Raw genomic sequence first — 19,025 nt, 5'->3', positions numbered from 1 at the left:
TTTATCGTGTTTGAGAAAAGACTTGTGTCAGCATTGGAAAAATATTCTTGCTATTTGCAGTTTTCTCCACTACATTTATTTTATCAACTTCCGTTTAGAACGTACTATTCAATTATAAATAATACATCTTATATAAGCTGTGTATTTACGCTAAAGAGGGGATAGAGAAATGGTAGAAATTGTCTTTATTAGCCCATATCGGGCATTGACGGATACAGTGAATCAAGTGATCGATGAGTATCAAATTAAAAACATGAAAGTTTTAGAAGGGAATTTGAATGAAGGCCTCCAGTTGGCAAAAAGTGCAGTCAGTAATGGGGCAACAATCATCATTTCTCGCGGTGGAACGTATCAATTGCTGAAGAAGCATCTTCATACAATTGTTCTGGAACTAAAACTAACCATTTTCGATATCGCTCAAAGTATCAGCGAAATGCTGCGACCAGCAGAAAAGATCGCAATTATCGGTTATGACAATATGATTCAAGCCTATAAACTGCTGGAAATACTCAATCATGATCGGATTAAGATAGTACAGCTGCGGGATCCGGATAAAGTGAATCAAAAAATTCAGGAATGCATCGACGAAGGTATCCAATTTTTTATGGGAGATGCGATTGTCACCGAGTATTGCCAAAAAATGGGGGTCAACTGTTGGACAATAGGCAGTAGTCGTGAGTCTGTGAAAATGGTGATCGACGATGCTCAAAGTGTATTGGAAGGTCAGCGTAAAGAAAGTGAATTTAATAAACGCTACACAGCATTAATGGATAGTGTGCACGATGGATTTATTGCTACTGATGAAAATGATCAAATTATTGCCTGCAATAAAATGGCTGAACAAATTTTAAAAATAGACAAAAAACAGGTGGTTGGTAAGTCAATCGTTAAATTATCAAGCCTCCAGGACTTCTTAACAATTTACACAGCGAATCATGCTGTGAATGAAGAATTAGTGAAGGTGAGAGGAAAAGATATTGCTGTGAGCCATGTCCCGATTAAGGTTCAACAGGTTAGAAAAGGCTCGGTGCTAATTTTTCAAGAAGTTGCACAGCTACAAAAGTTTGAAAACAAAATTCGCAAAAAAGTATTGGGATCAGGCTTTTCTGCTAAGTACCAACTGTCAGATATCATTTATCAAAGTCACGGGATGACGCAATGTATCAAACGAGCAGAGAAATACGGCTTATATGATGCGCCAGTGTTGATTGAAGGAGATACTGGTGTTGGTAAGGAGTTATTTGCTCAAGGAATACACAATGTGGGAAATCGAAAAAATGAACCTTTTGTAGCAGTAAATTGTGCTGCATTGCCAGAAACCTTAATCGAAAGTGAATTGTTCGGCTACGATGAGGGGGCTTTTACTGGTAGTCGCAAAGGCGGCCGGCCGGGAATGTTTGAACTAGCACACAATGGGACAATTTTTTTAGATGAAATTAGTGAGCTCCCATTGCTAGCCCAAGGACGACTATTGCGGGTGTTACAAGAGCAGCAAATTGTACGTGTTGGGGGTACCGAAATGATCCCGATAGATGTACGGGTGATTTGTGCTACTAACCGACGACTAGTGGAAGAAGTGGAGAAAGGTAATTTTCGTGAGGACTTGTTATACCGGATTAATATTTTGACCTTGGAAATTCCATCTTTAAATCAACGGCGAGAGGAAATTCCTAAGCTGATAGAATTTTATCTTGCAACTTATCGACAAAAATACGGAAAGCCCCAACTTCTCTTTAGTCCAGCAGCTGTTCAGTGTTTGCAGGAGTATGACTACCAAGGGAACGTGCGTGAGTTGGAAGGAATTATTGAACGAGCAGTTATTTTGTCAGATGACCAGCAAGTGAATGAAGAGGATCTGCTCTTGAAGTCAAGCAAGGTACAAATTGAAGCCAAAGTACAAGCTTTGTTTACAGCGTTGCCAACTTTACAAGAGTTGGAACAGGGATATATTGGTTTTGTTGAAGAGAAATTTAACACGGCAACGGAAGTTAGTAAGGTTTTGGGGATTAATCGCTCAACATTGTATCGCAAAAAGCAACAGTAAGTGATGGAAAATGCAACATTTATTTAGATGAACAAAGCAGGAATCAAGAGAAATACTTGATATAACTGCTTTGTTTTTTTGGCATAAAAATTGCTTAATAGTATGAAAAGAAGTCTTGAGGGGAAGATAGAATGAATCCTGAACAATTTTACGGAAAAGTAGCAATTGTCACTGGAGGAAGTCGAGGAATCGGTAAACAGATTGCCAAGACTTTAGCTGAAGTAGGAATGTCAGTTGTCATTTGCGGAACAAATAGAGAACGGTTACAAGAAGTGCAAGAAGAAATCAATGAAACTGGTGGAGCGTGCCAGATTATCAAGGCCGATATTGGACAAGAAGCAGACTGCCAGCAATTAATCCGCTATACCATGGAACAATTTTCCCGACTAGATATCTTAGTGAACAATGCCGGTATTATGCAGCGGAAAGGAACCTTAGAAACGACCATGTTGGATTGGCAAAAGGTAGTAAATGTGAATTTAAACGGGCTATTTCTTTTATCTAAGTTGGCATTAAAGATAATGAAAAAACAGCAGCAAGGTTGGATTGTGAATGTGACGTCCGCTAATGGGGTAACTCCTCATCCCAATGCTTCTCCCAGTTATGGTGCTTCTAAAGCCGCAGTCAATTATTTGACAAAGCATTTTGCACTAGAATTTGCTTCAGAAAATATTCGAGTGAATGCAGTTCAGTGTGGACCAATTGAATCAGAAATGACCCAGCAATGGAGTGAGGAATATCGCCAACAGTCTTTAAGCAAAATTCCATTGGGACATTTAGGTAAACCTCAGGATGTCGCTAATTGTGTTTTATTTTTAGTATCAGACGAAGCTGCTTATATTACAGGAACCAGTCTGAATCTAAGTGGTGGGAAATTAATGTAAGGGAGATGTGTAAGGGAAACTTAAAACTAGTTTTAAGAAATAGTGCATCAAGTGGGTGCGGGAAAAGTGTTAGAGGTATCGTATCAGTTTTGACTAAAGGAGGAAGTTATGGACGAGCTAAAAAAACAAGCCACAACAGAATTTTATGCCAAAGAGCCAAAAGCAGTTTTACAAGAGGTGCAATCTTCGTTAGAGGGATTGTCTTCAAAAGAAGCCCAGCAGCGTTTAGCTGATTATGGCAAGAATGAATTAACAGAAGGGAAAAAGAAAAGTCTACTGGCTAAATTTTTGGAGCAGTTTAAAGATTTTATGATTTTAGTTCTGTTAGCTGCGGCAATTATTTCGGCAATCGTTTCTCACGAAGTAGTGGATTCGATTATTATTTTGTTGGTAGTGATTATTAATGCCATCATGGGTGTGTTTCAAGAATCAAAGGCAGAGCAAGCGATTGAAGCTTTAAAGGAAATGTCAACGCCTAACGCTAATGTACTGCGAGATGGTCATGCACTGTCGATTAAAAGTGACGAACTTGTGCCTGGAGATATTGTGCTGCTTGAAGCGGGAGATGTTGTACCGGCAGATTTGCGCTTGTTGGAGGCGGCCTCTTTAAAAATTGAAGAAGCCGCACTAACGGGTGAGTCGGTTCCGGTAGAAAAGGAATTAGTCGTTTTACCATCAGGTGACATAGGCATCGGCGATCGCGTTAACATGGCTTTTTCCAACAGTAATATTACCTATGGGCGAGGTAAAGGTGTGGTTGTAAACACGGGTATGAGTACCGAGGTTGGGAAAATTGCGGATATGTTAGCAAAAGCTGACGAAACCGAAACACCTCTTAAAACTAATTTGAATGAACTGGGTAAGTTTTTAACTATCGCAATCATTGTTATTGCTATTATTATGTTTATTGTGGGGACTGTAGTTAATGGAACCTCTTTTGTAGATATGCTGTTGACGTCTATTTCCTTAGCTGTGGCGGCGATTCCTGAGGGATTACCAGCAATAGTAACCATTATTTTGGCTTTGGGTACTCAAGTAATGGCGAAACGAAATTCCGTTATTCGTAAATTACCAGCAGTGGAAACGTTAGGAAGCACAGATATTATTGCCTCAGATAAAACAGGAACTTTGACGCTGAATCAGATGACGGTAGAAAAAATGTATTACGATAACCGTCAAATCAATGCCGTGGCTGAAGTCGATCACGAGAATATGGCGTTAAGAATTATGAATTATGCCAATGACACCAAACGTTCTCAAGATGGCTCCTTAATTGGTGACCCAACTGAAACGGCAATGGTGCAATATGGCTTAGATCATCAATTTGATGTAACTGAAATGCTGAAAAGTGAACCACGAGTAGCCGAGCTGCCCTTTGATTCAGAGCGTAAACTAATGAGTACGATTCATCAGTTGGCAGATGGCACGTATTTGGTAGCAGTAAAAGGAGCACCAGATGTTTTACTGCAACGGACAACGAAGGTCTTAATTAACCAGCAAGAAGTACCAATGGGTAATAAACAGAAAGAAGAAATATTATGGAATAATACCGATTTGGCGAAGCAAGCATTACGGGTATTAGCTATGGGATATAAGGTGATCACGGAGATTCCAGCGACTTTGACTTCAGAAGATTTAGAAAATAATTTGGTCTTCGCTGGATTGGTGGGTATGATCGACCCAGAACGTAAAGAAGCTGCCGAAGCAGTGCGTATGGCAAAATCAGCAGGTATTCGTCCGATTATGATTACTGGTGACCACAAAGATACAGCCGAAGCGATTGCTGCTCGTTTAGGAATTGTCACAGCCGGGGACTCCAGTGCAGTCTTAACGGGAGCAGAACTAAACGAATTATCTGACGAGGAATTTTCAAAAGCCGTTCACAATTATTCGGTTTATGCTCGGGTATCACCAGAGCATAAAGTACGTATCGTAAAAGCTTGGCAGCAAGAAGGCAAAGTAGTGGCGATGACTGGTGATGGGGTAAATGATGCACCTTCATTGAAACAGGCAGATATTGGTATTGGTATGGGAATCACGGGAACTGAAGTATCTAAAGGGGCTTCTGATATGGTGCTAGCCGATGACAACTTTGCAACAATCGTTGTAGCGGTGGAAGAAGGACGAAAAGTCTTCTCAAATATTCAAAAAACCGTTCAATATTTGTTGGCAGCTAATTTAGGTGAAGTACTAACTTTATTTATTGCCACTTTGTTAGGTTGGGATACATTATTACCAATTCATTTGTTGTGGATTAACTTAGTAACGGATACATTCCCAGCAATTGCTTTAGGGATGGAGCCAGCTGAAAAAGATTTGATGAAACATAAACCAAGAGGACGCAATTCCAACTTGTTTTCTGGCGGCGTCTTCAGCAGTATTGTTTATCAAGGGATTTTAGAAGGCGGAATTACCTTGTTTGTATACTGGTTTGCGATTCGATATCCAGACCATACGGCAATTAACATGCCAGAGCTTACAACACAAGCGTTATATAATTTGCAACATGCAGATGCTTTGACAATGTGTTTTGCAACATTGGGTTTTATGCAACTGTTCCATGCGTTCAATGTAAAATCAATCAAGCAATCGATTTTCAAAGTGGGACCATTCCGCAACAAAACCTTTAACTGGGCGATTTTATTATCCTTTGCGTTAATGGGTGTGATTTTGGTCGTCCCAGGTTTAAATGACATTTTCCGAGTGGCGTCATTAAACTTCCACCAATGGGCTACCGTTGGAATTGCATCATTCTCGATTGTACCAATTGTAGAATGTGTAAAATTTGTTCAACGGAAAATTGAGTCTGGGCAATAAACTAGTTGATCGAATTCAATAAACAAAATAAAGGATCGAAGAACAGACATTTTACATGTAGCTGTTTTTGATCCTTTGTTTGTCCTATTATAAATGATAGATTATTTATAATCATGAAGTCTTTTTTATCAAAATGAACTTTTCAGTTCGTAAGAAGGATTGTTCGATTCCATATGGCTTTCAGCAGGGGCTTGCTTAAGCATATTTTTCACAGGTAGGTTCTGTTTTGCTAATTCTTTTGTGTTGTCTTTCAGTGTTTCTGTAATCTCCTGATTAACGTCGTTCATTCCTGCTTTTACCATCGTCATTTCAGTTCGGATTTCTGAATTCCAAATGGGGCTTAATATATAGCGGTTCATTGTCATCAACCCGATGCACACTATGCCTAAAACTAAAACGGTGATATCTAAAGAATTACGTTTCATCAGTAAATCCTCCTAATTTTTTCTTGTCTACAGGTTTTCTTTCTACTCTTTTATCATAGAGGAAATCGGCAGAGGAGACGTCCATCTTAAGGCCTATTTTTGACTAGGGAATAAGGCTGGATTGAAAATAGAAGAATCTGAAACAATTTTAATAATGATGGAAATACGAAGTCTACTATGAGAAGGGAAACTCCTCTGAGACAAGCTATCGTAATTTTGAGCTAATTCGCTGGGGAGAGCGAGTGAAAGTCAGTTATTGTTACGAGGATAAACAAATTGATGGAATCCCCCCTTATTTACATAGCGGAGCGGGTATTGTCAGGCTAAAAAGGACCTAACAGAGAAGCAATTTTTTGCTTCTCTGTTAGGTCCTTTTTAAATAGTACTTGAGCAATCCAGTTTTTATTGATCTTTCTGTCCTGTCAGATTCAGCAGATAGCAAGTTTTTCGTAAGGTGAATCGATAAAATAGCCACATGAGGCTACTGATTATCAGGACAATAATCAAATCGACGCCCAGTGTTGCTAACTCTGCAGCATCTAGACTAGTCGAATTGAAGTAAAGAATCATGGCATAAAACACATACATCAGCACTGTTCCAACTGCGATCGGGATAGAAATGATCTTGCGCACTTGTTTTGTTACTGTCGCAATCAGGTAAGCGCGGTTGGCTCCCAATCGGCTGAGATCTTCATAGATTTGGCGATTGGTGAGTGCGATGGTGGTGCAGCGGGTATAGGCGATCACCAAGACAGCGGTGAAACAGATAATGGCGATGAAGACAAACAGCATCAAGAATACTGCCATATTATTGACAAAGTCCACCTGATCCAGGATACGGAAGGACGGCAGATATTTCCACCTAGTAATAAAATGAGAGGAATCCCGTTGCTGGTTGTCTAGGATAGGCAGGGTGTCCGCCCAATAATCGTCACCCTCCCGCAGCTTGCCGATCCGATCATACCAGAGGTCCATCACCCGTTCTTCAACGCTTTGATCAATAATTTCGTTTCGCAGCCGCTTGGCAAAATTGTAGCTGGCCTTCACATCCGCCACGTTAAACAAGATCATTTTTTCCCGCCATTCGTCGGTTAAGCCCTGCGTAATAGCAGCAAAATCATCGTCATTCATCACCACGCATCCGGTAAACGGCGCGTAAGTCAGGTGACGATCTATCGAAACAGACAAGGGTTCTTGCGTATCGGGATTCGTTAAAAGAGTGACATCGTCGGCTGAAGAGCTGTCTTGGCCATAGCCCCACACCGGTTTGACTGTTCCTGATGAGACTTCAACTGGTTTACCACTGAGTCTTGAAAATTCACTCGCAGATATGCAGTATTGTTCATGGGAGAAGGGAATATATTCTCGGCGAAAAGTGCCGTCGCCATTGTCGTACTCTTGCGTACTGTCAGCGGCTAGGGTGGTCAGCAGCGTTTCATTCCACTGAGTGATTTCCACCGTTTCGTCTGCGGCCATTTTTCTAACTGCCGCTTCGTCAGGCACCCCTTGATCCAAACGATGATGGTAAACAAAATCTACCGGCCGATTTTTGACTTCTAAGGAATTTCGGGTCATCATACTGGGAATATAAAAAATGGCAAAATAAGCGCCGGCAATCAAAATGGCAATCACGCACATATTACGCACAGTGGACCGGCCCTGGAATTTCATCATGCTGTGAGAGACAATATTCTTGTACTTGTTTTTTCCGCCTTTGTCCCGCACCACCGCATAGACTAAAAATAGATAAAGACCTGCCAGCGGGATCAGATAGATTAGGTTCAGCCAAAGCGGTGGCTGCCGATGCAGCACTTCTCGGAAAAAGGTAGGCAAGCCGTAGAGTCCCAGAAAGGTTCCGCTGGCCATCATTAAAATGCCGCCCCAGCCGTACCAGGGTTTGATCGCTAACACCGTCTCGCTTTTGCGCTGCTGGTAGATGATATCCATGATATTCTGACGTCGAAGAAAAAGCAGTGCGCTGATCAGCAGGATTGTCACCACAAACAGCGCAAATCCTAAGCCCCAAAGATAGCCGCTGATATTAAGGGAAAATTTCATTTCTGGGGAATCCACCAACAGGCGAAAAAACTGCCAGATGCCTGCAGCCAGCGGTGTGCCCAGCAAAAAGCCTAAGCCGCTGCCGGTGGCTGCCAGCAAACTAACTTCCGTAAGCAAACTGTTTCGCAGCTGTTTCTTGCCTGCCCCCAGCACTTTAAATATACCAATTTGTCTTGATTTACTGCGGAAAAACAGGGAAGAGGCGTAAACGGTAAAGATACTGCAGCCGACAATGGCCATCGCTAAAATCATCATCATTTGCTTGCGGGAGTCTCCCCCTTTAGGCAGCGTCGTCTGAACCATATCGCTTTGCATAATAATCGAAAAAGCTGAAATTAAGGCGGTAGCAAATAGAATACAGCCAAACAGCAGCAGCGCATTTTTGTAATCCTTTCGTCGTAGCTTGGCGTTTGCTTGAGCAAAGGTATTCATGCTGCATCGCCTCCATCCATTTCTCGAATCGCGTCCAGCAGCTCATCTTGAAAATCAGAGCGATTACCATGATTGCTGACAACACTGTGAACCACGCCGTCCTTTAAGATAATGACCCGATCGCAAAAGGAGGCAGCAAAGCTGTCATGGGTGACCATAAAAATGGTAGCATCCAGCATTTTTTTCGCCTGTAAAAAAGAATCAATTACGGCTTTGCTGGATTTGGAATCCAAATTTCCGGTTGGTTCGTCGGCTAAGATAACTAGCGGATTATTGATCAGAGCTCTAGCTACGGCCGTTCGTTGTTTCTCGCCGCCGGAAATTTCAGCTGGATATTTATCTCGAATTTTAGCGATGCCGAATACCTGACAAAGCCGCTCGGCACCTTCCTCCATGTCTGAGCCAGTCCGCCCGCCGATGATCCGCGGCAGCATAATGTTTTCCTTCACACTCAACCCGTCCAGCAACATGAAGTCCTGAAAAATAAAGCCCAGCTCTTTGTTGCGTACCTCCGCTAATTCATCTTCTCCCAAATGAGAGAGGTTTTTGTCTCCTAAAGTAATCTCGCCCTGATCAAAGGGAATATAGCAGGAGATGCAATTGAGCATGGTAGTTTTCCCTGAACCAGACGGCCCCATCACTCCTACAAACTCCCCTTGCGTTACTTCAAAATTAATTCCCTTTAGGACGGGATAGGCATGGCCGCCCAAATGATAGGATTTCTGTAGATTTTTTACTGCCAACATCTCCTTCAACCTCCTCTTTCTTCTATATTTAGCGTACCAGTGGTGGGGCCGGGTCACAAACACCCCATGTAAAAACTCGACACTCAAATGTAAAAAAGCGCAGGGGACTAACCACGTTGTAAAAAGCGGTCGTTTTCAAGTAAGGAGGCGCAGAGGAACTATTGTAAAAGTTGCAGCGGTGTGTGAAAATTAACAAAAGACCACAAGTTTTTGGAGGTGGGAGTATGCTGAGGGTTGGTATTTGTGACGATGAACAAGGGGTCAGAGAAGCACTGAGTTTAATGCTGACGGTTTTGTCGGATCGGGAGGAAATGGCGCTAAAAATCTATGAGTTTTCTTCCGGTGAAGGTGTGGTCAAATGGTTGATGAACCATCCAGGAGAGCTGGATCTGCTTTTTCTTGATATCGATATGCGGGGGATGGATGGGATCACCACGGGAAAAGAAATTCGCAAGACGGACATGGGACTGAGTATTGCTTATTTGACGGGGCATCCCGAGCAAGTATTCCAGGGATATGCCGTTGGCGCGTTGGACTATTTAATCAAGCCTTTGGAGAAGGACAAGCTGCGGGAAGTATTGAAACGGGCGATGGTGGCCTTGCAGCTAACGGAAAAGGATACCTATACGGTTCGCAATGCTGAGGGACTCTATCGGATTCCTAAACGGGAAATTCGCTATGTCTACAGTGACCGCCGGCTGGTGACGGTCGAAACCAATCGCCGCAGCTACACCTTTTATGGCAAGTTAGGAGAGGTTGAGCAGGATTTGGGAAATGGTTTCGTTCGTATTCATAAGCGTTATTTGGTGCGGGCCCAAGCGGTGGACCAAGTGGAAAGCGGGCAGGTAAAGCTGGGAGAAGTTACATTGCCCATCAGCCGAACGCACCGGCAAGCTGCGATGCAGGGATTTGCCCGTACGTTGTTGAATAAGGAGGCGGGACGATGATGACACTTGTGGGTCATGCTGTCCGGCTGCTGTTGTCCTTTCTTTTTATGAATACTGTCCAGCGTTTTCTTCCAGTTAAAGGGAAATGGTTTTGGCAACTGCTATTTTTTCTGAGCTGCTGGTTGGGGGCTAACACGGTTATTTTAATTGGTGATCCTTGGAATATTATTTTGATCCTGCCGGTCTTTTTAGTGGGCTTTTTCCTTTGCTGTGAAGGGACGATTGCCGCTAAGCTGACGATGGGGCTGATTTTTTTCGCCATTTCGATTTCCTTAAGTGCTGTAATCGATACCGGTATTCATTTGATTGGCTATTATTTAGGCGACGTAGGCAACCCAGTTATGCTGCGACTGGTCTTGCCCCAGCTGGAGGAGATGGGCTTTTCTACTATTGAGGCCGTACCGTTGGGGGACTTTGCTGCATTAAGTATTTTCTCTTTAAACAGGCTGGGAGTACAAGTCTGGCTGCGGCTGATTGCATGGGCGGTCATTTGGCTCTTTTTCCGTAAATTAAAGCTGACCGAAGCAGCAGAACTTTCGCCGCAAATTTGGCGTTTAGTGGATGTGTTGGCCCTTTTTCCCACCGTGACGGTTTTTGCGATGGTGGCCCTGCAAACCTTTGGGATGGTATTGGATGCGAATGCTTCATTTTTGCCGACAATGACGATTTTACCCTTTGCTTTTTTGTCGTCTTTGGGGCTGTTGTACGCGGTCTCGGTGTTGGTGCGCCATGAAAAACTGGAGAAACAGCAGGCCCTTTGGCAAATTCGCGCCGGCTATTACAGCTTGCTGGAACAAACGCAGCAGCAGGTCCGCTACCTGAGACATGACATGGCCAATCATCTGCATACGATGGATGTGCTGGACAATGACGGGATGCGTGCTTATTTGCGGGAGTTATTAGCTTCACCCGTGATGACCGGTAACCTGCGGGTGTGTGACAATGATATTGTCAATGCCATTATTACCAGCAAAACGATACGTCTAGAAGAAGAGGGCATTCAGACAGAAATAGAAGTGGACATCCCCAAGAAATTAGCGATGGCTGATATAGATTTGTGCGCTTTGTTTGCCAACGCATTGGATAACGCAATTGAAGCTTGTGGGAAATTACCGATTGACCAGCGTTTTATTCGGATGAGTACGGTTGCTGACAAAGGATTGCTGATGTTGCGGTTAGAGAATCCTGCTGCAAAAGCACCAATAACAAAAGACGGCCAGATCGTCACCAGTAAAAAGAATCAGGCCGCTCATGGTTTTGGTCTTGCTAGTATTCGTGATGTTGTGGAAAAATATGATGGAACGATGGAGACTGATTATCGTGAGGGTATCTTTTTATTAACCTGCACTATGATGACACCCGTTTAAAGCATGCGGCATTCCGTAGCAATCGCTTGCCATCAAACTGAATGGTCATAACAGAGGAACATGCTTCCTGCTGTTATGACTTTTTTGACCTAGCAAAGAAAGTATGCGGTTTTTACAACTAAGAAGTTGATTAAACCATCATGTAAATACAGTCCGGCTTCTCAAAGATGAGCGGCTTTGCGAAGCCTTTCCTACATGAACTGACCACTTGCGCCAAAATTTGACCGCTTGTGCCAACATACGTTTTTTCCAAGAAAAATTTGATAAACTGTCAATGTGAGGTGAAGGAGATGAATAAATTCAACGTTCAACTATCGGTTTCTGATGAATATGCGAATGCAGAAGTAGCAGTGAGAACCTGTGATTTTAATTTTGGCAAAGAAATGGTGAAGCATATCAACGAATTTGGCAGCACGCCGGATGTTTTGACCTTAAAAACCGTAGATGGCTATCAATTGGTGCGGCAGGAGTCAATTGTTTACGTGGAAGTCCTGCAAAAAGAAATCACGATTTATTTGCTGGATGGACAGCTGGTTGTTCGCCAGTCTTTAGCAAGTTTGGAAGGGTTGCTGGATGCGTCAAAGTTCCTGCGCATTTCGAAATCTACTATTATAAATGTAGAAAAACTGCAACGTCTGGAAATTGCCTTTTCTGGCAATTATTATGGTTTTTTACAAAATGGGCACAAAGTGGTTATTTCCCGTCGCTATTTTCAGACATTGAAGGAAAAAATAAATTTTTAGGAGGGATCGACATGAAAGTTATCAAAGCGGGGATTGGCGGCATGCTGGTAGGTAGTTTGATTTTTTTACTGTTGGGTTTATTTTTTGTGGATGATCAGGTGCGTAACATGATCATTGGCGGTCTGCTGATGTCGTTGTTGATCGGCATGCTGTCACGGGTTTACGACAGCAGTATGCCACTTTTGCCAGCCGCTGCGATCCACTTATTAGGCAGTTATCTTTTGTTTTTCACCACGGCTTATTTGTTTAAGTGGTTCCCATTTGCAATTGGCCCAGTCTTTGGCGGTAGTCTAATGTTTATCGCTATCTTTTTGATTATTTGGACCGGCTATTACTTTGCAGAAAAAAAGCAGCTTGCGAAAATGAATGACCGGTTGAAATAGCGGCAAGTAAGGTTCTGCTCCGCTTTATGAAAATTGAGGGAGAGCTTCAAGCGATACTTCAAAATGCTTGATTGGCGGATGTTGGAAGGAATGAAAGAATGTCCTATCGTAACTATACAGCAGTAGTTGAGAACACTACTGGTTTAAACCTTAGTAGTTTAAGTGCTAAGATCAATCTGGTGGATGCTGAAGGTGTAGTGGTTGACACGTCATATTTGAATGCTAATAACTGGAAAGCTGGGCAAAAGTATAAATTTGAATTTATGACCGATAAAGAATTCCAAAGTATTGAAGTTGAGTTATCTTATGACGAAACTGAAAATTGATGGCAATCTTCTTATAAGTACAACGTTAAGTTAAGTTCTCAGCTTTTTGATCCTATCCGGTTCAATGAAAAGGTAGTTATAACGAAATCAGTAAGACTCTGGAGAATACAGTTTCTTCAGGGTCTTTTAGTTTTTTCGATTCTGCTAGCCTCGCTAATGGTCTACTGGTAAAATAAAAGAGAGAAATGTAAGGATGATAGAAAAGCTATAAAGGAGGAAACGGATTGCCAAATTATAAAGTTGCTTTTTTTGATATTGATGGTACGTTGGCTGACAATGAACTCCCTAGAGAGTTGGGAATTTATGGCCGAATTCCTGAATCTGCCAAACGGGTATTGAGTGAGCTAAAGAAGCAAGGAATTGAACCTGTGATAGCATCTGGTAGGAATTATAAAATGATTGCTGATTTTGCTCAGTTATTAGGAGTCAACAGCGTTATTTCCTCTAATGGAACGTTTGTCACCTTTCAAGGGGAAACAATTGCCTGCCATTATTTGGAAAAAGAATTAGTTGTGAAAACTATTCAAAATTTTCAAACAGCAAAAGTGGATTTTTTGTTGGAAACGCCCAAAGAAATCTTGGAATATAAAGCAGGTGATCCAGTGCCTGAGAATGTTTTACAATTTTTATGTCATTGTTCTAAAGAGGATCTGCCCAAGTTTGATAAAACAAGAATTATAGCAGAAAAAGTGGCACCAACTGCTTTAAATATTCATGATGTACATCTTTCAAAGGCTAGTGGAATTGAAGAAATTTTACAGCGGATGAATATTACAGCTGAACAAGCTTTGGCTTTTGGAGATGAGGAAAATGATTTTGCAATGTTTGAAAAGGTTGGCTTTTCGATCGCAATGGGCAATGGAAACGAAGAATTGAAAAGGCGTGCTAGTTATGTAACTGATACCGTGGGTAACGATGGAATTTGGAAAGCGTGTGTTGATTTAGGATTGTTAGAAAAGACATAGATTTGAGGGAACATTATAAAAAGTAATTGTTACTAGTGGGATGAATCTCATCTGTCAAAATTAGACTGAAGAAAAAAGCGCGGGCTCTATGCCAGCGCTTTTTCTTCAGTCTGAAACACTTAAAAATGGTCATTAAAAAGTGATTTCTCTTTGCCACTTCAAAAGGGAAAGGGCACATGCAACAAACACTGGGAATAGGAGTGTTTGGCACTAAAGTTAGTATAGCTCATTTTATAACGGTAATCAATAAAAAAGGACGTTAAAAATACTATAACTAGTGTTATATAATAAAAACACCTCACCTGTAAATGAATTTTCTAAAATAGATTTCATGCAGATTTTAATTGAACATATAAGGGAAGTTCTGCAATGAGATAGTGGGAATAAGTATGAGTGTATTTCAGAATTGAGTTATATTCTTTAATTGATATTATAACATATATATAATACTATGATCGGCATGGCTATTAGAATAATCGTGCGAGCTATCAACCAACATACGTAAAATTAGCTTTACGTTTTACTGATTTAAATGTATAATCAAGTAAAGGGAAAGTAAGCTTTACGTATGTGGAGGACAGTGATGAAAAATAACCTTGAAAAGCTGCGGAAGGAACGAGGTATTACCCAAGAGGATTTGGTCCATGCGCTGGAGGTGTCACGTCAGACGATTAGTTCTTTAGAAAACGGTCGTTACAATCCGTCCATTATTCTAGCCTTCAAAATTGCCCGTTATTTTGATTTATCGATTGAAGATGTTTTCATTTATGAGGAGGATGAGTAAAATGAGAAAGCAGGCATCGTTATTTTTAGGCCTGAGTATCATTATGATAGCTGCTGGTTTATTGTTGATTAAAAATGGAGCGATCGAATCACTGCTAATTCCTTATCTGCTGGTGGGTTTAGGTGCGGGACTATTTGGTCATTCTGTCAGTGAGCTGGTGAATCAGCAAGTAGAAAAGAATAACCCGGATTTTGCTAAAATGGAAAAAATTAACCGTGAAGATGAACGAAATCAGTTAATTCGTGCGAAGGCTAAAGAAAAAGCCTACAATCTGACAACGTATTTACTGGCCGCCTTGATGTTGACCTTTGCTTTGATGAAAGAGAGCATGGCAATTGTTCTCTCATTAGTAGCGGTGTACTTGTTTATTCAGTTTTATGCAATTTATTGGCGCTTCCGGTTAGAAAAAGAATTATAAAAAATTAATCCTTGTCAGATGAGGCGAGGATTTTTATTTGGAAAAAAGAGATTCTGGTAAAAAAATAAAAAATTTATATTATGTGCTATTATAGAATTAGGTGAATTATTCAGAAGGAGGGTTCGATGGATTATTTAAGCATTGACGTTGGAGGAACCTATATTAAATATAGTTTGGTAGACCGAGCGGGTAATCTTCAACCGGTTAGTAAAATTAAGGCGCCAGCGAAGCTAGATGAATTCAAAACAGAAATATTTCAAATTATTTGTAATATGGAAAATCAAATTAAAGGAGTTGGTTTTAGTCTCCCAGGGAAGATTGATAGCAAAAGAGGTATTATCTATCATGGCGGCTCGTTGGAGTATTTGCACGAACTTTCTCTGAAAGCGCTTGTTGAAAAAGAGTTCGGTGTTCCTTGTGCTCTTGCCAATGATGGAAAAGCAGCTGCTTTAGCAGAACTTTGGTTAGGAAATTTAAAAAATGTTAAGAATGGTGCAGCTGTAGTGCTGGGTACCGGTGTCGGCGGCGGGTTGATTTTAAATGGTCAGCTGTTTCAAGGCAGTCATTTCCAAGCGGGTGAGCTGAGTTTTTTGATTAACTATGTGGAAACCCATAAAGCAGAGCCTCTGATTGGGGAGTATTCTTCAGCAGTGCGGTTTGTTAACAATGGATCAAAAATCCTAGGGTTGGAGGAAGCTAACGGGGAAAAGGTTTTTGCAGCGTTGGAACAAGGAAAGCCGAGGGAATTACAGGTTCTATTTGAAGAATACTGTCAGGTGATTGCACGAATGCTAATCAACCTGCAGGCGACGCTGGACTTGTCTCGGATCGTGATTGGCGGCGGGATTAGTGCGCAAAATCGTTTAATTGAAGAAATTAATCGACAGTACCAGCTGCTACGGCAAAAACACCGACTGCTGGGCACAACTTTTGAACCGTTAGAAATCATGGCCTGTCATTTTCGCAGTGAGGCCAACTTGTTAGGTGCGATTTACCAGCTGTTTTTGCAGTTGGATAATGAATAATTAAATGAAAGAGGTAAAGAAATGACAAAATTTCCTAAAAACTTTTTATGGGGCGGCGCAACTGCCGCAAATCAATTAGAAGGCGGTTTTGATCGCGATGGCAAAGGGGTCTCAGTGGCTGATGTGATGCCCGGCGGAAAAATTCGTTTCCAAGTTTTAGGCAGTGAAGACTTTGACTGGAGCTTGGATCAGGATAAATACATTTATCCTAATCATCGCGGTATTGAACATTACGACCGTTTCAAGGAAGACATTGCCTTGTTTGCGGAAATGGGCTTTAAGTGCTACCGCTTTTCGATTGCCTGGACGCGGATTTTCCCTAAAGGCGATGAGACAACACCAAACGAAGCTGGTTTAAAATTCTATGATGCGTTAATTGATGAGTGTTTGAAGTATGACATTGAACCTGTGGTGACGATTTCTCATTATGAAATGCCTCTACATTTAGCCAAGGAATACGGCGGTTGGAAAAATCGTCAACTGATCGAATTTTACGAACGTTTTGCTAAAGTTGTTTTGGAAAGATATCAGTCGAAAGTAAAATACTGGATGACCTTCAACGAAATCAACTCGGCTTTCCATTTTCCAGCGTTAAGTCAAGGTATGGTGAAAAGTACGGGGGGCGGCGATTTTAAAAATATCGTGCAGGCATGGCACAATCAATTTGTTGCTAGCAGTAAAGCGGTGAAAATCGCCCACGAACTGAATCCTGATCTGCAAATTGGTTGCATGATCATTTACGCAACGACTTACAGCATTGATGCCAATCCGGTGAATCAATTAGCAACGATGGTACAAAATCAAGAATTCAACTTCTTCTGTACCGACGTGCAGGTGCGGGGTGAGTACCCAGCGTTCACGGATCGTATGTTAGCTGAACGCGGAATTGCTTTTAGTGATTTAGAAGTTACTAATGAAGATTTGGCATTGATTAAGGAACATACTGTTGATTATATCGGTTTCAGCTATTATATGTCTTCAGCAGTAACAGTGACCGATAAGGAGGCTGAAGATGTTGCTGGGAACTTATTAGGCGGCGTGCGCAATCCATTCTTGGAAGCTAGTGCATGGGGCTGGCAAATTGACCCGGAAGGTTTGCGTTTAGCCTTGAACGAGCTGTACAATCGTTACCAGACGCCATTATTTATCGTTGAAAATGGTTTAGGGGCGATTGATGAGGTGAAGGAAGATGGTACGATCGAAGACGATTACCGCATCGATTACTTGCGTCGCCACATTGAAGCGATGGCGGATGCAGTGGCGGATGGCGTCGATCTGATGGGCTACACTCCTTGGGGCTGTATCGATTTAGTTAGTGCCTCAACCGGTGAAATGAGCAAACGCTACGGCTTCATCTATGTTGATTTAGATGACGAAGGCAACGGCACCCTAGATCGCTCCAAGAAAAAATCTTTTGATTGGTACAAGGAAGTCATTGCTACCAATGGAGAACAATTATAAAAAATCGCAAGACCAGCATGTTGCTGGTCTTTTTTTATGTAGAAAAGGACTGTCGCTTCGATCGCTGGTTCTCGCTCTCCTAGTAAATAGCAAAAAAAACTTGTATAATTAAAGGAATATAAAAAAGGAGGTAGATAAAATGAGGAAAATTAATTTGTGTTTATTGTTTGTTGGTTTATTGGTTATTGGCTCAGGGTGCGGCGGTAATCGTGAGGGTACGGATGCTTCTAGCTCACAAAAAGAGACGGCTATTTCATCCAAGACAGAACAGTCTAAAGAAATTGTGAAATCGAGTTCTGCTGGAATAACGTCGCTAAAACAGGATGTTGCTAACTCGGCAAAGTTTGAACCCCAGGCAATTCTTTTTGGCGAGGATAGCAGTGGGATCCAGTATGTCGATTTTTCGATTGGCATAACAAACCCAACCGATCAGGAACTGACAGTGGATGCGAGGCAACTGCGCTTGAGTTTTTCGGCAATCGTAGAGGGGATGGAGCCAATTGAAGAAATCACCTGCTCAGATGGCGAATCAATCACATTGCAGCCGCAGGAGACTAAATGGCTAGAATCCACTTTTGAAAAAATCGGTAATCAGGTTTTGGGAAATTATGAACTGACCTTGGCTTATGAAGGCACTCCGGTAATGGAACATGCAGCATTTGACGCAGCGATAAGATCAGCCGTAGCTTCGGGAGAAATGCAAGTACCAGATTATGCAACCCAGCCCCTAGTTTTAGAGAATACCACTTGGATAAATTCTGAGATGGGTGGTCATCGATGGGGAATCAAGTGGGATGAGAAAGGTGAGATTTACCTTTTGCCCATTAATGGTGACTGGGAAGCACTGAAAGCAGACCCTGTCTATCAGGATGTTCAGATAGAAAAAGTCAATAATCAGACGGTTGTTGTCAACTATTTCCAAAGAAACGCTTATCTTCATATAGGAATGATGTACCCATTTCTAATGCGACTTCCAGGAGGTCTAGGTGGAGGAGGCATATCCAATAGAGGGGATGTAGAGCACAAAACGACCTTTGTATTTTCACCAGATCATACTAGCGTAACCTCCAGCGAACAAAGACGTTACATGGTGAAAACATTTATCGAAGGCGCTCCAGAAGAAGGCGACCAGTTGAATGTTTGGAGTGAATGGGCAGAAATTCCCTATGTAACTTACACCTTTCAAAGAGAATAAGTTTG

Annotated in this window: 17 protein-coding genes; 14 read left to right on the top strand and 3 right to left on the bottom strand. The window is 41.8% G+C overall.

Annotation, left to right across the window (positions count from 1 at the left end):
- Positions 1 to 169 precede the first annotated feature (169 nt).
- The 3 genes from IGI42_RS18190 (at position 170) to IGI42_RS18180 (ending at position 5,745) form a co-directional block, all read left to right on the top strand.
- Positions 170 to 2,044 carry a sigma 54-interacting transcriptional regulator gene (locus IGI42_RS18190; protein WP_438717405.1) on the top strand — a complete coding sequence of 625 codons (1,875 nt, stop codon included), beginning with the start codon at positions 170 to 172 and terminating at the stop codon, positions 2,042 to 2,044.
- A gap of 131 nt (positions 2,045 to 2,175) precedes the next feature.
- Positions 2,176 to 2,928: an SDR family NAD(P)-dependent oxidoreductase gene (locus IGI42_RS18185; protein ID WP_438717404.1), complete on the top strand. Its 753-nt coding sequence runs from the start codon at positions 2,176 to 2,178 to the stop codon at positions 2,926 to 2,928.
- 108 nt (positions 2,929 to 3,036) lie between these two features.
- Entirely contained in the window at positions 3,037 to 5,745 is a 2,709-nt protein-coding gene (locus IGI42_RS18180; RefSeq protein ID WP_438717403.1) for a cation-translocating P-type ATPase, read from the top strand.
- A 128-nt stretch (positions 5,746 to 5,873) separates the two neighbouring features.
- Here the strand turns inward: IGI42_RS18180 and IGI42_RS18175 are convergent, their stop codons facing one another.
- From IGI42_RS18175 to IGI42_RS18165, 3 genes are all read right to left on the bottom strand, one after another.
- Positions 5,874 to 6,170: a YtxH domain-containing protein gene (locus IGI42_RS18175; RefSeq protein ID WP_438717401.1), complete on the bottom strand. Its 297-nt coding sequence runs from the start codon at positions 6,168 to 6,170 to the stop codon at positions 5,874 to 5,876.
- A gap of 402 nt (positions 6,171 to 6,572) precedes the next feature.
- Positions 6,573 to 8,660 (bottom strand): ABC transporter permease, encoded by a 2,088-nt coding sequence (locus IGI42_RS18170; RefSeq protein WP_438717399.1) that lies wholly within the window; start codon positions 8,658 to 8,660, stop codon positions 6,573 to 6,575.
- The gene (locus IGI42_RS18165; protein WP_438717398.1) at positions 8,657 to 9,406 is read right to left on the bottom strand and encodes an ABC transporter ATP-binding protein; all 750 of its coding nucleotides are present in this window, start codon (positions 9,404 to 9,406) and stop codon (positions 8,657 to 8,659) included. The genes IGI42_RS18170 and IGI42_RS18165 overlap by 4 nt, the downstream gene beginning before the upstream one ends.
- A gap of 224 nt (positions 9,407 to 9,630) precedes the next feature.
- On the opposite strand from IGI42_RS18165, the gene IGI42_RS18160 reads away from it, so the two are divergent.
- The 11 genes from IGI42_RS18160 (at position 9,631) to IGI42_RS18110 (ending at position 19,020) form a co-directional block, all read left to right on the top strand.
- Positions 9,631 to 10,353: a LytR/AlgR family response regulator transcription factor gene (locus IGI42_RS18160; RefSeq protein WP_438717396.1), complete on the top strand. Its 723-nt coding sequence runs from the start codon at positions 9,631 to 9,633 to the stop codon at positions 10,351 to 10,353.
- On the top strand, positions 10,350 to 11,720 hold the full coding sequence (locus tag IGI42_RS18155) for a GHKL domain-containing protein (RefSeq protein WP_438717395.1): 1,371 nt from the start codon (positions 10,350 to 10,352) through the stop codon (positions 11,718 to 11,720). Before IGI42_RS18160 ends, IGI42_RS18155 begins: the two co-directional genes overlap by 4 nt.
- Before the next feature lie 290 nt (positions 11,721 to 12,010).
- A complete protein-coding gene (locus tag IGI42_RS18150; RefSeq protein WP_438717394.1) occupies positions 12,011 to 12,463 on the top strand; it encodes a LytTR family DNA-binding domain-containing protein in 453 nt (150 codons plus the stop codon).
- A gap of 11 nt (positions 12,464 to 12,474) precedes the next feature.
- Positions 12,475 to 12,846, top strand: a complete 372-nt coding sequence (locus IGI42_RS18145; RefSeq protein WP_438717393.1) for a DUF3021 domain-containing protein — start codon at positions 12,475 to 12,477, stop codon at positions 12,844 to 12,846.
- A 98-nt stretch (positions 12,847 to 12,944) separates the two neighbouring features.
- Complete coding sequence (locus tag IGI42_RS18140; protein ID WP_438717392.1) at positions 12,945 to 13,172, top strand: FxLYD domain-containing protein; 228 nt, start codon at positions 12,945 to 12,947, stop codon at positions 13,170 to 13,172.
- Positions 13,173 to 13,396: 224 nt separating this feature from the next.
- Positions 13,397 to 14,137 carry an HAD family hydrolase gene (locus tag IGI42_RS18135; protein WP_438717391.1) on the top strand — a complete coding sequence of 247 codons (741 nt, stop codon included), beginning with the start codon at positions 13,397 to 13,399 and terminating at the stop codon, positions 14,135 to 14,137.
- A gap of 583 nt (positions 14,138 to 14,720) precedes the next feature.
- Positions 14,721 to 14,921, top strand: a complete 201-nt coding sequence (locus IGI42_RS18130; protein WP_438717390.1) for a helix-turn-helix transcriptional regulator — start codon at positions 14,721 to 14,723, stop codon at positions 14,919 to 14,921.
- Position 14,922: 1 nt separating this feature from the next.
- Entirely contained in the window at positions 14,923 to 15,339 is a 417-nt protein-coding gene (locus IGI42_RS18125) for a hypothetical protein (protein WP_438717389.1), read from the top strand.
- A 125-nt stretch (positions 15,340 to 15,464) separates the two neighbouring features.
- Positions 15,465 to 16,364: an ROK family protein gene (locus IGI42_RS18120; RefSeq protein WP_438717388.1), complete on the top strand. Its 900-nt coding sequence runs from the start codon at positions 15,465 to 15,467 to the stop codon at positions 16,362 to 16,364.
- Between the two features lie 21 nt (positions 16,365 to 16,385).
- Positions 16,386 to 17,825: a glycoside hydrolase family 1 protein gene (locus IGI42_RS18115; RefSeq protein WP_438717387.1), complete on the top strand. Its 1,440-nt coding sequence runs from the start codon at positions 16,386 to 16,388 to the stop codon at positions 17,823 to 17,825.
- Positions 17,826 to 17,964: 139 nt separating this feature from the next.
- On the top strand, positions 17,965 to 19,020 hold the full coding sequence (locus IGI42_RS18110) for a hypothetical protein (RefSeq protein ID WP_438717386.1): 1,056 nt from the start codon (positions 17,965 to 17,967) through the stop codon (positions 19,018 to 19,020).
- Positions 19,021 to 19,025 lie beyond the last annotated feature (5 nt).

It is taken from the genome of Enterococcus sp. AZ109 (assembly GCF_051714625.1).
Lineage (GTDB): Bacteria > Bacillota > Bacilli > Lactobacillales > Enterococcaceae > Enterococcus_A.
Note: the sequence above shows the minus strand (reverse complement) of the source record. Positions and strands in the feature narration are given on the sequence as shown.

Excerpts from the sequence above, each read along its gene's own strand:
- IGI42_RS18185 (WP_438717404.1), top strand. The coding sequence starts at position 2,176 with ATGAATCCTGAACAATTTTACGGAAAAGTAGCAATTGTCACTGGAGGA.
- IGI42_RS18110 (WP_438717386.1), top strand. The coding sequence starts at position 17,965 with ATGAGGAAAATTAATTTGTGTTTATTGTTTGTTGGTTTATTGGTTATT.
- IGI42_RS18130 (WP_438717390.1), top strand. The coding sequence starts at position 14,721 with ATGAAAAATAACCTTGAAAAGCTGCGGAAGGAACGAGGTATTACCCAA.
- IGI42_RS18180 (WP_438717403.1), top strand. The coding sequence starts at position 3,037 with ATGGACGAGCTAAAAAAACAAGCCACAACAGAATTTTATGCCAAAGAG.
- IGI42_RS18175 (WP_438717401.1), bottom strand. The coding sequence starts at position 6,170 with ATGAAACGTAATTCTTTAGATATCACCGTTTTAGTTTTAGGCATAGTG.
- IGI42_RS18170 (WP_438717399.1), bottom strand. The coding sequence starts at position 8,660 with ATGAATACCTTTGCTCAAGCAAACGCCAAGCTACGACGAAAGGATTAC.
- IGI42_RS18140 (WP_438717392.1), top strand. The coding sequence starts at position 12,945 with ATGTCCTATCGTAACTATACAGCAGTAGTTGAGAACACTACTGGTTTA.
- IGI42_RS18120 (WP_438717388.1), top strand. The coding sequence starts at position 15,465 with ATGGATTATTTAAGCATTGACGTTGGAGGAACCTATATTAAATATAGT.
- IGI42_RS18160 (WP_438717396.1), top strand. The coding sequence starts at position 9,631 with ATGCTGAGGGTTGGTATTTGTGACGATGAACAAGGGGTCAGAGAAGCA.
- IGI42_RS18145 (WP_438717393.1), top strand. The coding sequence starts at position 12,475 with ATGAAAGTTATCAAAGCGGGGATTGGCGGCATGCTGGTAGGTAGTTTG.
- IGI42_RS18155 (WP_438717395.1), top strand. The coding sequence starts at position 10,350 with ATGATGACACTTGTGGGTCATGCTGTCCGGCTGCTGTTGTCCTTTCTT.
- IGI42_RS18165 (WP_438717398.1), bottom strand. The coding sequence starts at position 9,406 with ATGTTGGCAGTAAAAAATCTACAGAAATCCTATCATTTGGGCGGCCAT.
- IGI42_RS18190 (WP_438717405.1), top strand. The coding sequence starts at position 170 with ATGGTAGAAATTGTCTTTATTAGCCCATATCGGGCATTGACGGATACA.
- IGI42_RS18125 (WP_438717389.1), top strand. The coding sequence starts at position 14,923 with ATGAGAAAGCAGGCATCGTTATTTTTAGGCCTGAGTATCATTATGATA.
- IGI42_RS18150 (WP_438717394.1), top strand. The coding sequence starts at position 12,011 with ATGAATAAATTCAACGTTCAACTATCGGTTTCTGATGAATATGCGAAT.
- IGI42_RS18115 (WP_438717387.1), top strand. The coding sequence starts at position 16,386 with ATGACAAAATTTCCTAAAAACTTTTTATGGGGCGGCGCAACTGCCGCA.